The following is a 16,184-nucleotide window of genomic DNA, read 5'->3' as shown; positions in this document are numbered from 1 at the left end:
ACATATTGTTTATCAGTAAATTACAAGATTTTAATAACGATGCCCAACAGTCAAAGCGACGCCTTATTCATATTAATAAAAACGTTAACAAAAGCGGAAAAACGCAATTTTCAGCTCGCGTTCAATAAAAACAATACCAAGGAAGACGTGTTGTTCATCCAACTTTTTACCACCCTGGACAAAATGAAGGAGTATGATGAGGAGCAAATTCTCAGGAAAATAACCGATATCAAAAAACAACAGCTCTCTAACGTTAAAGCACATCTTTACAAACACCTGCTGTCGAGTTTGCGGCAGCTATATAAACAAAAGGATCCCCTGATCGACCTGCGGGAGCAGCTGGACCATGCCCGGGTACTTTACAACAAGGGCTTATACAACCAGAGCCTGAAGATCCTGGCCAAGGCCAAAACCATGGCCCTGGAGCAGGAAGAAGTAATGCTCACCTACGAAATTGTGGAGTTTGAGAAACTGATCGAATCACGTCACATCACCCGCAGCCTGGAAAACCGGGCAGAAGTATTGAGCGCCGAATCCAGGCAGATAGAGCAGCAGCTCACCAATATCAGCCGCCTTTCCACACTGTCGCTCCGTATGTATGGCCTGTACCTGAAGCTGGGACATGCCCGCAATGAACGCGACGGAGAAATGGTGAAATCGTTTTTTGAAAGCCAGTTACCGGCCCTGCAGCATGCGCACATGAGCTTTTACGAAAAAGTATACATGTACCAGGCCTCAAGCTGGTATTACTATATCCTGCAGGACTTTGTGATGTATTACCGTTACACCCAGAAATGGGTGGACCTGTTCCGGAAATATCCATCGCTGCAGCAAACGGATATGGACCTGTACATTAAAGCCCAGCACAACCTGCTGACCGCTCATTTCTATACGTCCAACTCTGAGAAATTCAAATCCGCGTTGCAGGACCTGGAAGATTTCATACAGGAAAACCAGGACAATTTCCATGAGAATACGCGCACCTCTGCGTTTGTGTACCTGTATACGGCGAAGATAAACCGTTACTTCCTGGAAGGCACGTTCAGCCAGGGTTTGGAGATGGTGCCGGAGCTGGAAACAGAGATCAGCAACCATACCTTAAAAATAGACCAGCACCGGGTGTTGGTGTTTTATTACAAAATTGCCTGTTTGTACTTTGGTAGCGGAGATAACAGCAAAGCCATTGTTTATCTCAATAAAATTATCAATTTAAAAATTGGTAACCTGCGGGCCGATATACAATGTTTCGCCCGCATCCTGCACCTGATTGCGCATTATGAGCTGGAGAACTACAGCCTGGTGGAATATCTTATCAAATCCGTTTATCACTTTATTTCCAAACACAAGGATCTTGGATTGGTTATGGAGGAAATCATGAAATTTTTACGCCGTTATATTTACGCTAATCCCAAAGCGTTACGCAATGCGTTTGTAGACCTGAAAGACAGGCTGGAACAGATTTCGCAGGACCCGTATGAACGCCGTTCCTTTCTTTACCTGGACATTATTTCCTGGCTGGAAAGTAAAATTGAAAGTATCCCGGTACAGGAAGTTATTCACCGCAAATTTGTGAATAAAGAGAAAAGGATATAGCAAACTTTTTTTCCGTCAATAAAATCTATATTCGTCCAACATAAAATGTGCAAATATGTCCGACGAAAAAGAGTACCATTTTATTGCCATCTCCGGCAGTCTCCGTAAAGGTTCCTACAACACCATGGCGTTAAAAGCATTGCAGCTGCATGCTCCTTCCAATATAAAAATTGAGCAGGTTCATTTTAACGATATCCCGTTTTACAATGCCGATCTGCATACCGAACAATTACCGGAACAGGTGGTACCGCTGGTAAAAAAAATTAAAGCGTCTGATGGGGTGATTATTGTTTCACCTGAATACAACTACTCTGTTCCCGGTGCGCTGAAAAACATGATAGACGTGGTTTCCAGGCACCCCGACAAGCCTTTCAGCGAAAAAGCCGTAGCTATTATGGGTGCTTCGCAGGGGCAGGTAGGTACAGCGAGAATGCAGTATCATTTACGCCAGGTAATGGTATTTCTGAATGCCTTTGTGATCAACAAGCCGGAAATCATGATCGCGAATGCGCAGCATAAGTTTGATGAAGCCGGTAATCTCACGGATGAGCATACGATGAAACAGTTGCCGCAGTTATTGTTGTCGCTGGCAAAGCTGAGCGACAAAATGGGCTCATGATTCGGGCTCTATATAAGGTTCGTAGCTGCGATATTTTTTAAAGAAGATAATGGCCGATGCTGCCTGTAACAACAGGATAGCCGGCCATTCATAATGTCCGAGAATCATGAACAATACGATGAAGGAAGTGAGCATGGTATATCTTACATGTACTTCCGGGTTCATTTTCGGGAAAAACAGCATGGACCGGAACAGGATGAGCAATGATAATGCGGTGCAGAAAACAGTGATCAACCCCACAGCCGATGTTTTCGTATAGGCGTTAACAGTAATGATGATCATCTCCGGTAAAAACATAATGACGTATACCCCTATCAGCCGCAGGTAATGGGTAAATAATGAAACGGGCAGGTTTTCCATAAAGTTGAGATAGGTATCATCGAAGGCGCGGTGGTGCACCATCAATTGCATATGTGCCAGCACGCTCACCATTACGCCCAGTTGTAAACCGCGCAGATCAAAATATTCGCCCCGTGTCATGACCAGGAAGGTGAGCCATAGTATGGCGGCGGAAAATAGTTTGGTGCTAACGATGCGGCGGGGAAAATTGGTAAACAGTTCGTACAGGAAAAACAGTACCGGCGGTTTGGTAAAATGCCGGTTGATCCAGCGTTGAAGGTGACCGGTAAAAAAGATGATATCCGGTTGTGCCAGTTTTCTTTCGTATAACGTTAACGGCCATATGCAGTTGGCAATATTGAGTACAACGATGATGGCCGCGGGGATATAATAATGTTGCTGAATGGCCACGAGGAGTGCAATACCGGCATACACCAGTACCGGCATATAAATGCCGGTATGCAGGAGGAACCAGGTGCGGATGCGGGCGGGTTTATCGATGCTGCCCATGGTAGAGAACAGGAAATCATATCCCTGCAGCTGGAATGTTTTGAGGATAAACCCGGTACATTTTAATACGTATGCTGTCCAGAGCAGGAGCACCAGGAACAGGAAGCTGTAGTTTCCCAGGAAGCCGAGCATTAATGCTTTATGATAATTAATAAGATTAGCCCCGTTAACTACCCCGAAGAGGGCATAGAAAAGTACCAGGAAAAAGCCGGTATTATCGATATAAAACCGCCTGGTAAATATTTTACTCAGTATAGCCGAAGTGGTACGCATATTAATTGAGCGTAATATTTTTATGGGCTACTTTCAGTGTGCCCGTTACCGTTAATTCTTCCGCATCCAGTGGCTGGTGGGAGGTGATACAAAAGGAAACGCCTTTGGCGCTGTAGGTCCTGATAAGGTCGTAGAGGACGGTTAGTGCCCGGGTATCGATGGTAATAAGCGGCTCGTCGAGCAGGATCAGGGCCGGGTTCCCGGTGAAGGCCAGCAGCAGTGACAGCTTTTTAAGCATGCCGCTGGAGTAGCTGCTTACCGGGTTATTAACAAAGATATCCACACCCAGTCTTCCGCCAATATCCCCGATCTCCTCCCGGTTACCTCCTTTTGTATGGAGATATAGTTCCAGCAAGTCGCGCCCGGTAAGGAAAGAGGGGTAAAGCGGCTCTGCTTCCGCATAGTTGATGAGGCGGCGGAACTGTACGGGATGTTCCCGGCTGCTCACGTTGCCGTTAAGCAGTATTTCCCCCTTAAACGGGATCAAACCCGCCATCACCTTCATGCAGGTGGTTTTTCCCGCGCCGTTTTCACCCTGCAGCCAGTAGATGCCGGCAGGCAGTTCCAGTCGGTCAATATCCAGGATGGGGACATCCTGGTAACTCTTTTTAACGGCACGAAGGGCTATAACCGGGTCGGACATACGTAATCAGCTTAAGGATGTAAATATGAAAAATTAACGCATATATATGCAGAAAGCAGGAGCTTTTTAACAAAAAATTTTTAATGCCTTTTTTTAATTGAAGGTCATGCGTTTAGCAGTAGCAGGAAAAAAATTTATCATATATGCCACAATATACACAGGGGTCATTTCACATACAAATGATATTATATATAGACAGGGTATGAAATCCGTGAAACATGCTACACCACTATACCGCGAGAATGTTTTAAGTCTTTTTCCACACCTGTTGAAAACTTAAAAGTGCCACCCATAACCTGATGCTTACATTTGTAATCCTGAGCGTATGGATTTTAGGAACAGGAATGTTGAAATATGATTTGTGTTAGGAGAAGAGTGTAGATTTCAGTATGCTGACCCCAGACAGAAAAACCATAAAACCTTCGACAGTACCCATAAAATAATTAAAGATGAGTAACGAGAATGAAATTCTTTTAAAAGAGAACAAGGATCGTTTTGTGCTATTGCCGATCAAATACCCAAAAATCTGGGAGCAATACAAAAAGCACGAAGCAAGTTTCTGGACAGCGGAAGAAATAGATTTAAGCAGTGACCTGAAAGACTGGGCAAGCCTGAACGATGGCGAGCGTCATTTCATTTCTCATGTGCTGGCATTTTTTGCTGCCAGCGACGGTATTGTAAATGAGAACCTGGCAGTAAACTTTATGAGTGAGGTACAGATCCCGGAAGCCCGTTGTTTTTACGGATTCCAGATCATGATGGAAAACATCCACTCTGAAACATATGCATTACTGATTGATACCTATGTAAAGGACCCGGCAGAAAAAGACCGCCTGTTTCATGCGATCGATACCGTGCCTGCGGTAAAGAAGAAAGCAGAATGGGCATTACGCTGGATTGAAAATGGCAGCTTTGCTGAGCGCCTCGTGGCTTTTGCGGCAGTAGAAGGTATCTTCTTCAGCGGCAGCTTCTGCTCTATTTTTTGGTTAAAGAAAAGAGGCCTGATGCCCGGACTGACCTTCTCTAACGAGCTGATCAGCAGGGACGAAGGACTGCATTGCGAATTTGCCTGCCTGCTTTACAGCATGTTGGAAAATAAGCTGAGCGAAGAGCAGGTGCATACCATCATCCGGGATGCCGTAAGCTATGAGAAAGAATTTATTACAGAAGCCCTGCCGGTTGGTTTGATCGGCATGAACGCAGAACTGATGTCGCAATACATCGAATTTGTTGCTGACAGATGGATAGGTGAACTGGGCTATCGCAAAATATTCAATGCGTCTAATCCCTTTGATTTCATGGAAATGATTTCTTTACAGGGTAAGACCAACTTCTTTGAGAAACGTGTGGGAGATTACCAAAAGTCCGGTGTAATGGGCGGTACCAAAGAATCGCAGACATTCAGCCTGGAAGAAGATTTCTAAAATAGCGTTTCGCATTTCGACAAACGCGACGAACAAACCAATTTACTAACCTCCTTTAGTTAACAGCTAACAGCTGATAGCTAAAACCTAAATTCTCCACCCATGTTCGTAATCAAAAGAGATGGTAGAAAAGAAGCAGTGAAATTTGACAAGATCACTGCGCGTATTGAAAAACTCTGCTACGGTTTCAATACAGAATATGTTGATGCAATCGACGTAGCAAAAAAAGTAATACAAGGTTTGTATGATGGGGTAACCACCAGCGAACTTGACAACCTGGCTGCCGAAACAGCCGCTTCCCTCACGACCAAACACCCGGATTACGCACTGCTGGCTTCCCGCATAGCAGTGAGCAATCTGCACAAAAATACTATCAAGTCGTTTTCCAAAACGATGAAGAAACTGTATGATTATATTGATCCTAAAACCGGTAAATCAGCCGCTTTATTGTCTGACGACGTTTGGGAGATCATTAATAAAAATGCAGACATCCTGGATTCAAGCATTATCTACGACCGCGACTTTGCGTTTGACTACTTCGGTTTTAAAACGCTGGAGCGCTCTTACCTGCTGAAAACAGACGGAAGGATACAGGAACGCCCGCAGCATATGCTGATGCGCGTGGCGGTAGGCATTCACAAAGAAGATATTGAGTCTGCCATCAAAACGTATAACCTGATGAGCGAGCGCTGGTTTACACATGCCACGCCTACCCTCTTCAATGCCGGCACACCAAAGCCGCAGATGTCTTCCTGCTTCCTGCTCACCATGCAGGACGACAGCATCGAAGGTATTTACGATACCCTGAAACAAACGGCTAAAATTTCGCAGAGCGCCGGTGGTATCGGTTTAAGCATTCATAACATCCGTGCTACCGGATCTTATATCAGTGGTACCAACGGTACTTCCAACGGTATCATTCCAATGCTGCGCGTATTCAACGATACCGCACGCTATGTAGACCAGGGTGGTGGTAAGCGTAAAGGCGCTTTTGCCATTTACCTCGAGCCATGGCATGCCGACATCTATGAATTCCTGGATCTGCGCAAGAACCACGGTAAAGAAGAGATGCGCGCCCGTGACCTTTTCTATGCACTCTGGATGCCTGACCTGTTTATGAAACGCGTGGAAGCCAATGGCGATTGGTCATTGTTCTGCCCGCACGAAGCACCAGGACTGCATGAATGCTGGGGTGAAGAATTTGAAACATTATTCGAACAATACGAAAAAGAAGGTCGTGCCCGCAAAACCGTGAAGGCACAGGACCTCTGGTTTGCCATCCTCGATGCACAGATAGAAACCGGTAATCCATACCTGTTGTATAAAGATTCTGCCAACCGCAAATCCAACCAGCAGAACCTGGGTACCATCAAGAGTTCCAACCTGTGTACAGAAATCATCGAGTATACTGGCGCAGATGAAGTAGCCGTATGTAACCTGGCTTCTCTCGCCCTGCCACGCTTTGTCATTGATGGTAAATTTGACCACGATAAATTATACGAAGTAACTTACCAGGCTACGCTGAACCTGAATAAAATCATCGACAACAACTACTACCCTATCGAAGAGGCCAGACGCAGCAACATGCGCCACCGCCCCGTAGGATTGGGCGTACAGGGTCTTGCCGATGCGTTTATCCTTATGCGTTATCCGTTTGAAAGCGACGAAGCCAAACAACTGAACAAGGAAATATTTGAAACTATTTACTTCGCAGGTTTATCCGCTTCCAACGAACTGGCTAAGAAAGACGGCGCCTACGAAACATTCCCCGGCTCACCTGCTTCCAAAGGTATCCTCCAGTTTGATATGTGGGATGTAAAACCTTCTGCACGCTGGAACTGGGATAAACTAAAAGCAGCGATTGTAAAGGATGGTATCCGTAACTCCCTGTTGCTGGCGCCAATGCCTACTGCCTCTACATCACAGATCCTCGGCAACAACGAATGTTTTGAACCATACACTTCCAACATCTACACCCGTCGTGTACTGAGTGGCGAGTTTGTAATCGTAAACAAACACCTGCTGAAAGACCTCGTAGAACTGGGTCTGTGGGATAATGATATGAAGACTAAAATTATTTCGCACAATGGCTCCATCCAGAACATTGCCGAAATACCATCAAATATCAAAGAACTGTACAAAACAGTTTGGGAGATCAAACAACGTAACCTCATTGATATGGCAGCCGATCGCGGTGCTTTCATCTGCCAGTCACAGTCACTGAACCTGTTTGTTGATACGCCCACCAATGGCAAACTCACCTCTATGCACTTTTACGCCTGGAAGAAAGGTTTGAAAACAGGCATGTACTATCTGCGTACACAGGCTGCTACACAAGCAGTACAGTTTACCGTAGAAAAACAAGGCGGTCAGCAATTACAACCGGTAATCGCTGCCGGCGGCGACAGCCAGGAAGAAGAAATCGTGGTTGGTGCAGTATGCACCATGGAAGAAGGTTGCGTTACATGTAGTGCATAAGGGTTTATGTAAGTATAAATGCGAATCCCTGGCTGCAAGGCCAGGGATTTTTTTTGCCTGCTAAACTTATCCGGCACTGCTTTGTTATTAATACCTCAATCCCTTGTTATCATGAAAAGCTACTACCTGATCTTTGCACTGATACTGCTCTGTTTTACCAGTTGCCGGCAAAATAACACCACTACCTCCGGGAACATAGACTCCCTCCGCAATGCCCTGCAACAGGTCACCGCCGAAAGAGACCTCATCGCGCAACGGCTGCAACGCTTTGACTCCCTGGATTTTGATTTCTACAGCCACCAGCAATGGGATTCCCTTAGCATCAGCCATGCAGCCGATATTGTCGTTACCTATCCTGATGGCCATCAAACCAGGAATCTACCCACGCATATAAAAGAACTGGAACCCCTGTTCATATTTGCCCCCGATACCAAAATAGGCGCCCACCCCGTGAAATTCGGCTCAGGCGACTGGACCTGTGTTATCGGTGAAATGACAGGCACCTTTTCCAAACCCATGCCACTGGGTAATGGTAAAAGCATAGCCCCCACCGGAAAATCATTTAAACTGAGCATGTGTACCGTAGGGCATTGGCAGGGTGGTAAAATGATGGAAGAAATGCTGTTTTGGGATAACGCAGCGTTGATGCAACAGATTGGATTGGGGAAATGAAGTAATGCCATCGCTTTATAACCAGGGGGTAAATTTGATCACGATAAATTGAACGAAGTAAAATACAGCAAATAGTCATATCTTTATTCAATAGAATAATCCCTGATAGACCTATGTTGAATGTTCCCTGATATTTACGTTTGTAGCCATTGGTGTTTATTCTGCACTCATAATCCCTTTTACTTATAATCTGTTATGTTAATGATAATATCCATTACCTGAGCAAACGCTGTAGAGCCGGACAACCCGTTTTCTGCATATATCAATGTTTCTAAAGATGCTGTTGTTAAACCGGATAGCTCAGGGAGCATATCCTTGCACCAGTATCTGCCAAATCAAGACTGAAGAAAATTACCCCGAACATGAAAAAAATTATTTGCCTTATTCTAATTTTAGGTGGATTTAAGACCTCCCTTGCCCAAAATCCTGGCCTGCTAAAGCCCGCTCCAGCCCTCCCGTCCCCGAGCGGCCTGAGTAAATTCGGCGATATCCCTGTTGACCTGCACACCGGAGCATTAGATAACCCCACACCGAATAATACACTTTACATTAATGCATCCAAGCTTGATTTTGGAGATTTAACAACCTCTCAATTCCCAAGTTTAAATACTACTACGCCTCAAAATCTTTTAACCGGCGATAATTTCTTTAGATCCGTAGGAAATGAACGATTAAGAGGTACCGTATATGCATTAGGACGCGTTGATATGCAATTGATTGATAGGGAACATGGATTGGTAAAAATCGTCAACAATTCGGCTACTGATTATGATTGGAACAATGGGGGCGGAACTATAAGAAACACGCTTATTGATTTCGAGAGATGGCGTGCTGACCTTGATACCAACAGCGGTTTTAAGGCGTATTTTTATGGTATTGGTAAATTGAGTACTCCTTCAATATTCAATAATACAGGCGGAGTTCGCTTACAAGGCTTAGCGCAGTAAATTCTAACTTTTACTATTATGAAGAAAAACACGGTTCAATTTTCTATTTGTTTATTATTTACACTGCTACTTAATGCCTGTGACTGCGGGATATGGGGAGCACATGACTTAGGTGATAAACTAACCTTATTGGAAGGCGATAAAACGGAAGACAGGATTATTGTTTATTGCACAGATAAAAGTGGAGAATGTTGTCGTGGTGGCATTTCTGTAGTACCTTCCCAGGAAAGGCATTACGATACTAACGGCAACTACGCTGAATATGTCTTAACCGCTAAATCAAACGAAAAATTTGTAGTAACCAAAACTATTCAATTAAAGGATAAAAAGGAAAATTACTGGGTTATCAGTAAGGGTTTTAATATAATGGATCTTAATTGTGATAAAATCAATTGTGATAGCATCATCCAATCTCATATTATTGGCCCTTTAGACTCCAATGCTTTCGAGAATAAAATGAAAGAACTTAAAATAGATTTAACTCTTGATAAATAGCTGATGGGTAAATGCGAAATTAGGGAAAAACACCTTGTATCGGTTTGGAGGCAACTATTTAAATATTCCACCTTGATTCTATAAAAATAATTATTGTTGTCCGGCAAAAAACATCCACAGTCCAATCCTGTGGATGTTCTTATTGAATAGCGTCTTAACCATTTCTCTCGACCAATACAGAAAATATGTTACGGATGAAAATATGGAATTTAACCTTAAAAGAGATGACAATAACATATATACATTGACATTAAATAACGGATCAACAATACTATATAAAAACCCCTCTAAATGCAAGGTGACTGAGGAGTCCGTTAGTTTTTCAAACAGAGAAAACGGACGAATATATCTTTTGGACAGAACATGCTATTTGGAGCTTGTAAATAAAGAGTATGTCAAAAAGTTTCAAGAATTGAGATAATCGGAAGGTAGCCAAAAAACGTCTTATCGTCCTATTCGGCTGACGATTGGCGATGAACATCTTCCATTACGTTGAAGAAAAAGCCATTGGAACAACAAATATGTCTCTATGAATACAAAGAACTTTTATCACAATGGGCTGTTTTCCTTCCTTATTTTTATTATCCTTATTAGTAAAGATGTATTAGTTAGTTCTCTTCACCTGATTCCTGAAAGGAGCCCTACTAAGAGATTAATTAGCTGGTTGGTGGTATTACCGATTTCGATAATTGGAATTATTTTGTCAGTTAGAATTGTCAAACACTACCTTCATTACTGGCTTGACAAGCGTGTCCTATTGATTAATAGGACATTGTTATTGTCATTACCTATTTTACTGTATGTAATGTATTACGTCATATTATTTATTGCCAGCTTATGTATGCTTATAAATTATACCGCATAGTACCATGTCAGAATACTTGAAAATCTCTATAAAAAAAATGCCGCCTCAAAAACAAGAGGCGGCATTTTATCTCCGTTAAAAAAAAGAATCACTTCCATCCATCCGTTTGCGCCAAATTGCTATTCAGCTGTATCTGCTCCAACGGAACAGGCTCCATATAATACTTATCCAGCCAGCCTACCGGCATAGGATAGAACGCTACCGATCCGTCGCTGTTTAAAGTAATCGGCGTTCCTGCTCCGTAGTCCGATACTTTTACTTTAGCACCCAGCAATTGCTTATTGAAATACTCACCTTTCTTCCATCTTTTTAAGTCATTAAAGCGGAATCCATCTCCCATCAGCTCTACACGCCTTTCTCTCCTGATTTCCCATAGAACGGGATCTATACCGGCATCTCTTTTGGTATCGAAGGCGCCGTTGATATCGGCTACCAACATGTTTGGCAGTCCGGCTCTGGGCCGAAGTTTATTAATCGTCATATCTGCAATGCCTTGGTTAAACTGCCCCAGCTCCCACATTACTTCTGCATAGTTGAGCATTATTTCTTCTATTCTGAAGATGGGGAAATCGGTGGTGGCCACTCCGGTGGTGCTTACATCGGTAAATGTATTGTACGGTTTGTAGTAATAGTAGCCGGTGGAGGTATTCATGAAACCTTGTGCGCCGGGGGTTTTGTCGTTCAGGAAGTGTGGGGCTCTGTACAGGTAGTATCCTGCCCAGTTGGCTACAGGTAGCCTTTTACGGTTGGCATCATTACCTGGTAAGGTAGCCATGAAATCAATAAACTCGTTGTCGGCAGGGTTGCTGGTACGGGTGTATGATGTTACCTGGCCGGAGGCTATTACCCGGTATGGAGGCAGTGCGGTATAGTATAACCTTCTGTCTCTTTTTCTGAACTCCGCATTCATCGTGGAGTCGCTGTAGCCTGTAGTAGTGGAGGATATAGGCCTGCCGTCTGCACAGAGATAACTTTCTACTGCGTCTTTTGATAAGTCTGAGCCCCAGGAGGAAGTACGTACATAACGGGCTGCATTGTGACCAGCCTGACCGGTAATGTACTGACGGGCCAGGATAATTCCCGGTTTCCCTACGAGTTCATCTGAATTAAATACATCATCGTAGCTGCCCATTACATTGGGGAAGGAAGCCAGCAGTTTCTCTGAATATGTTTTACAGGCATTGAGATAAGTGTTTGCATCCGGCATATTCCGGTACTTGCGCCAGGTGCCTTCAAACAATCCGAAACGCGATAACAGCGCGCGTACGGCATGCACATTTATCGTGTTGGGACCATCGCCATCTGTTTTAATATGCGACTCCGCCCATACCAGGTTATCCAGGATGTTTTTGGCTACCTGGTCCCGTGGTGTTCTGCTGCCATATAACACGCTGGTGGAAGTATCTGATACCTTATGCTCAATCCATGGAACATCGCCATAGGTAGCCAGTAAATCATAATATCTCATCGCCCTGAAGAAGTAACCAACACTTCTCCAGTGATCTTTGTCTGTTTGGTTCATCAACGACTGGTCAATATTATCCAAAGCGATATTCACCCTGCGTACAAAGCTGAAATCCCATTGTGTGCCGGAGGTTACGGCAGGAATGATCTTTAACTGGAATGCATAGGGAGATTTATTGGAAACATTATAGCTGTTTACAAAATTATCTGAATTAAACTCTCCTCCAGGCACATCTATATCATAGTAGGGCAGGTATTCATAACAGCCCCACATATACGTTTTAAAATTATCAGCTGTTTTGAAGGAAGTAGCTTCCGTCATCTGATCCAATGGTAATTTATTGAGATAGTCTTTGTTGCAGGCAGCTGCGGTCAGCAAAGACAATAGTAGCAATATATTTCTTTTCATTACACGCATTTTAAATAATCAGTCATTAAAATGAAGCATTAACACCGAAAGAGAACATGCGCATCATTGGGTAGTTGATGCCATAACCTTTGTCGTCAGTGGAGGTTGGATCCAATCCTTTAGGGAATTTGCTGAAAGTAAAGAGATTTTCTCCACTAAAGAATACCTGCAGCTTGTTGAATGAAACCCTTTTCAGCATTGATTCCGGCAGACTATAAGCCAGGCTCAGGTTTTTGATACGCATATATGCAGCGTTGGTGAGATACCTTGTCTGCACAAATTTGTTGATAGCAGAATTACCGGCTGCTTTGGCATAAATACGCGCATAATGAGCATCAGTATTGGTGGGTGTCCAATAATTAAGTTCATGTTGGAAAATGGTTCCAAATTCGTAGTTATAAGGGAATGTCAGGTTGTTGCTAAGCCAGAGATCGCGCTTCCCCACTCCCGCAATAACAAAAGAGAAATTCCAGTTTTTATAACCAACTCCTCCGCTAAGACCGTACTGTAAAGCCAAACGATTGTTGCCTATTATTGACATATCGCCATGGTTAGCCAGCGTATTCTGACCATTGGTGATAACGCCATCGCCATCAAAATCTTTATACAAAACATCTCCGGGATTAGGCGTAACGAGGTTCGAGCCATTTCTTACCTGTTGAACAATACCGGATTTGATCACGCCATTATTAAAATCCGATTCCTGGTATAACCGGTCGGTGGTATATCCCCATATTTCTGCCATGTCCTTACCCACATAATAGGTACTGGAAGCAATAGACCCTGCTTTATTATTATCGAATTTGGTAATTTTTGATTTGAAATCATAGAGATTGGCAGAGATGTAATAGTTGAATTCACCCACCTTATCTCTCCATTCCAGCAACAGTTCATATCCCTGTGACTGCAGGTTGGCAGCGTTTTGCAGCGGCGCGCCTGTTCCTAATACTGCTGGCAATTGAATAGCGCTGGTGAGCATATTCAATGTTTGTCTTCTGTACCAGTCGGCAGATACGTTCAACCGGTTATCCAGGAAACCAGCATTAATACCAAAGTTGAGCGTTCTCACCGTTTCCCAGGTGAAATTAGGACTGATCAGTCCTGGTGTACTTAAGGTGGTAGGACGCGTACCGCCCACCATCCAGCCTGTCAGCGCAGGATTCATGGCATCCAGGAAACGATAAGGTGCAATATCCTGGTTACCCACTTCCCCGAGTGATGCCCTGAGCTTCAGCTCAGATAACACCGGTTTGAGCTGCTGCATAAAGCCTTCTTCAGAAATACGCCATCCGGCGGAAGCAGAAGGAAAGAAGCCCCATCTGTGGCTGGCAGGGAATTTAGATGACCCGTCTGTTCTGCCATTTATTTCCAGCAGATATTTTCCCTTATAGTCATAGTTGATACGCCCGAAGAAGCCTTGTACGCTCCATTCCAGGTAATTATCGTCGGCGGTAAGATTCCCGACAGCGGTAGAAATAGAAGGAAGATCAGTAGATATCATCTGGGTTTTGTTGGCCCAGAGCGCCTCGCTATGAAAATCATCCTGGTTGTAACCACCCATTACGGTGAAGTTATGGTGCCCGAATGATTTGTTGTAGTTCGCATATAAGTTGAGCGTCCGGCGATCGTCTGACTGGTTGGACTTATAGAAGGCTGCGTTATTAGCCGGTACCGTTGTTTTTACAACAAACTCGGAAATATCTGCATAGTTGAACGATTTGTTATAGCTGGTCACCGTTTCCCGGAGATTTTCGTAGAGGTATTCTCCGGTAATGGTGAGGCCCTGTATCGGTTTTGCAATCACCTTTCCCATTAACCGGATATTATCAAAACGGTCTTTTGTAGGTACGGAGTTCAGCAACAAATTTTTAGGGGTGCCGGTTGGATACAGCACGCCACCAATGGTCATGGTATCCACCGTTGGTACGTAAGAAGGGCTGTTGCTGGCGGTTCCCCATAGCCAGCCGCTGTTTGGGTCCGATTTAACGGAGTTGTAGTAACTCGCATCCACCTGGGTAGTGAGCCATTTCGTAACATCGGTGGTAACAAAAGATTTTACATTATAACGTTTGTAGGAGTCGGCATTGGATACCATGATACCATCTTCTTTTACGGTGCCCAGGGAAACACGGTAAGCAGTTTTTTCTGAGCCACCACTGATCGCAAAGTCGTGCATTTGCTGAACGCCGGCATTATCGAATAACTGGCCTATCACATCCGACTGGGCCAGCTGGTATCTTACACCTGCATCCGTAGTATATCCCAGTGGAAATTTGGAAGGGTCGGCCTGGTAATCGTTCAGAAATTGCAACCACTTATCCACGTTCTGACCCGTCCAGTAGGCGCCGTAGCCCATATCCTTATAGGCCTGTACGGTCGCCAGCGGACTGGCAGCCTTTGGAATAGAGCTGGGGGTGGAAAAAGTAAAGTTGTTGTTGTAGTCGAATCTTACCTTGCTGTTTTTCGTTCCTTTTTTTGTGGTGATGAGTATAACGCCAAAGGCTGCACGCGCACCATAAATAGCAGCGGAACCGGCATCTTTCAGTACGGTAACCGTTTCAATATCATTTGGATTCAGCATGTTCATAGGCCCGCTGAAAGGAATATTGTCTACCAGGATCAAAGGTCCGCCCCCATTGATACTGGTGGTACCACGGATGTTAAAGGAAAAACCACCACCGGGTTCGCCGGTACCGGAAGTCACCTGTAACCCCGGTACAATACCCTGCAACAGTGTTCCGGCAGTGCTGGCAGGACGGTTCCCGGCTACTTCGTCCATTTTAACGGTATTTACAGAACTGGTAAGATTGGTTTTCTTCTGTGTACCAAATCCTACCACCACAATTTCATCTATCCTTTTGTCGGCCGGTTTCAGCACGATATCGAGATTACCGGATTTAGTCACCGGGATTTCCATCGGATCGTAGCCTATAAAGGAAAACACCAGTATACCGCCTTTTTCCGGGATATGCAGCGTGAAGGCACCGTTGGCGTCAGCGGTAGTGCCTTTGCTGGTACCTTTGAGCGAGACAGTAGCCCCTACAAGCGCCTGTCCTCTTTCATCTGTAACCCGGCCTTTGATAATGATATCGGCCAATACTTCGGCGGTATTGGGTGGTGTTGGCCGCTCCCTGATCACAATCGTTTTTTCATAGATCTTGTAATCAAACGGCTGCCCGATAAAACATAAGGCCAGCACCTTTTCCACCGGCATATCGCGGATGGTGAGATCTACTTTGTTGGCGCGCTCCAGCAGGTGGCTGTCGAACCAGAAATCGTAGCCCGTTTGCTTTGTAATAGACCGAAGGACTTTCTCCAGGGACATTTTATCTGCGGTAATTGTCACATTCTGAGCGCTCGTTTTGGCCGACAATTGCAGGCAGACAGATAATAGGAATAACACTGTCAGTTTCATAATCAATAGCTTCTTTAGTAAAGACCATTGGCTGAATT

Annotated in this window: 11 protein-coding genes; 7 read left to right on the top strand and 4 right to left on the bottom strand. The window is 44.4% G+C overall.

The window, feature by feature from the left end; genetic code table 11:
• Window positions 1-39 precede the first annotated feature (39 nt).
• Together KE626_RS11625 and KE626_RS11620 are read left to right on the top strand one after the other, a co-directional pair.
• On the top strand, window positions 40-1,593 hold the full coding sequence (locus tag KE626_RS11625) for a hypothetical protein (RefSeq protein WP_211973061.1): 1,554 nt from the start codon (window positions 40-42) through the stop codon (window positions 1,591-1,593).
• Window positions 1,594-1,648: 55 nt separating this feature from the next.
• Window positions 1,649-2,212: an NADPH-dependent FMN reductase gene (locus tag KE626_RS11620; protein WP_211973060.1), complete on the top strand. Its 564-nt coding sequence runs from the start codon at window positions 1,649-1,651 to the stop codon at window positions 2,210-2,212.
• Here the strand turns inward: KE626_RS11620 and KE626_RS11615 are convergent.
• On the bottom strand, window positions 2,207-3,334 hold the full coding sequence (locus KE626_RS11615; protein WP_211973059.1) for a hypothetical protein: 1,128 nt from the start codon (window positions 3,332-3,334) through the stop codon (window positions 2,207-2,209). The genes KE626_RS11620 and KE626_RS11615 overlap by 6 nt on opposite strands.
• Before the next feature lies 1 nt (window position 3,335).
• A complete protein-coding gene (locus KE626_RS11610) occupies window positions 3,336-3,977 on the bottom strand; it encodes an ABC transporter ATP-binding protein (protein ID WP_211973058.1) in 642 nt (213 codons plus the stop codon).
• A 449-nt stretch (window positions 3,978-4,426) separates the two neighbouring features.
• Here KE626_RS11610 and KE626_RS11605 point away from each other — a divergent pair, with 449 nt between their 5' ends.
• The 5 genes from KE626_RS11605 (at window position 4,427) to KE626_RS11585 (ending at window position 9,993) form a co-directional block, all read left to right on the top strand.
• The gene (locus tag KE626_RS11605) at window positions 4,427-5,401 is read left to right on the top strand and encodes a ribonucleoside-diphosphate reductase small subunit (protein WP_211973057.1); all 975 of its coding nucleotides are present in this window, start codon (window positions 4,427-4,429) and stop codon (window positions 5,399-5,401) included.
• Window positions 5,402-5,503: 102 nt separating this feature from the next.
• Window positions 5,504-7,879, top strand: a complete 2,376-nt coding sequence (locus KE626_RS11600) for a ribonucleoside-diphosphate reductase subunit alpha (RefSeq protein WP_211973056.1) — start codon at window positions 5,504-5,506, stop codon at window positions 7,877-7,879.
• A 111-nt stretch (window positions 7,880-7,990) separates the two neighbouring features.
• A complete protein-coding gene (locus KE626_RS11595; RefSeq protein WP_211973055.1) occupies window positions 7,991-8,551 on the top strand; it encodes an ester cyclase in 561 nt (186 codons plus the stop codon).
• A 362-nt stretch (window positions 8,552-8,913) separates the two neighbouring features.
• Entirely contained in the window at window positions 8,914-9,498 is a 585-nt protein-coding gene (locus KE626_RS11590; RefSeq protein ID WP_211973054.1) for a hypothetical protein, read from the top strand.
• An 18-nt stretch (window positions 9,499-9,516) separates the two neighbouring features.
• Complete coding sequence (locus tag KE626_RS11585; protein ID WP_211973053.1) at window positions 9,517-9,993, top strand: hypothetical protein; 477 nt, start codon at window positions 9,517-9,519, stop codon at window positions 9,991-9,993.
• A gap of 953 nt (window positions 9,994-10,946) precedes the next feature.
• Here KE626_RS11585 and KE626_RS11580 read toward each other — a convergent pair.
• Window positions 10,947-12,731: a RagB/SusD family nutrient uptake outer membrane protein gene (locus KE626_RS11580; protein ID WP_211973052.1), complete on the bottom strand. Its 1,785-nt coding sequence runs from the start codon at window positions 12,729-12,731 to the stop codon at window positions 10,947-10,949.
• A 25-nt stretch (window positions 12,732-12,756) separates the two neighbouring features.
• Window positions 12,757-16,146 (bottom strand): TonB-dependent receptor, encoded by a 3,390-nt coding sequence (locus tag KE626_RS11575; RefSeq protein ID WP_211973051.1) that lies wholly within the window; start codon window positions 16,144-16,146, stop codon window positions 12,757-12,759.
• Between the last annotated feature and the right edge of the window lie 38 nt (window positions 16,147-16,184).

This window comes from Chitinophaga hostae, assembly GCF_018224885.1.
Lineage (GTDB): Bacteria > Bacteroidota > Bacteroidia > Chitinophagales > Chitinophagaceae > Chitinophaga > Chitinophaga hostae.
Note: the sequence above shows the minus strand (reverse complement) of the source record. Positions and strands in the feature narration are given on the sequence as shown.

What these genes read in the sequence shown, in the direction of transcription:
- KE626_RS11625 (WP_211973061.1), top strand. Translation starts at nt 40, where the DNA reads ATGCCCAACAGTCAAAGCGACGCCTTATTCATATTAATAAAAACGTTA.
- KE626_RS11620 (WP_211973060.1), top strand. Translation starts at nt 1,649, where the DNA reads ATGTCCGACGAAAAAGAGTACCATTTTATTGCCATCTCCGGCAGTCTC.
- KE626_RS11615 (WP_211973059.1), bottom strand. Translation starts at nt 3,334, where the DNA reads ATGCGTACCACTTCGGCTATACTGAGTAAAATATTTACCAGGCGGTTT.
- KE626_RS11610 (WP_211973058.1), bottom strand. Translation starts at nt 3,977, where the DNA reads ATGTCCGACCCGGTTATAGCCCTTCGTGCCGTTAAAAAGAGTTACCAG.
- KE626_RS11605 (WP_211973057.1), top strand. Translation starts at nt 4,427, where the DNA reads ATGAGTAACGAGAATGAAATTCTTTTAAAAGAGAACAAGGATCGTTTT.
- KE626_RS11600 (WP_211973056.1), top strand. Translation starts at nt 5,504, where the DNA reads ATGTTCGTAATCAAAAGAGATGGTAGAAAAGAAGCAGTGAAATTTGAC.
- KE626_RS11595 (WP_211973055.1), top strand. Translation starts at nt 7,991, where the DNA reads ATGAAAAGCTACTACCTGATCTTTGCACTGATACTGCTCTGTTTTACC.
- KE626_RS11590 (WP_211973054.1), top strand. Translation starts at nt 8,914, where the DNA reads ATGAAAAAAATTATTTGCCTTATTCTAATTTTAGGTGGATTTAAGACC.
- KE626_RS11585 (WP_211973053.1), top strand. Translation starts at nt 9,517, where the DNA reads ATGAAGAAAAACACGGTTCAATTTTCTATTTGTTTATTATTTACACTG.
- KE626_RS11580 (WP_211973052.1), bottom strand. Translation starts at nt 12,731, where the DNA reads ATGAAAAGAAATATATTGCTACTATTGTCTTTGCTGACCGCAGCTGCC.
- KE626_RS11575 (WP_211973051.1), bottom strand. Translation starts at nt 16,146, where the DNA reads ATGAAACTGACAGTGTTATTCCTATTATCTGTCTGCCTGCAATTGTCG.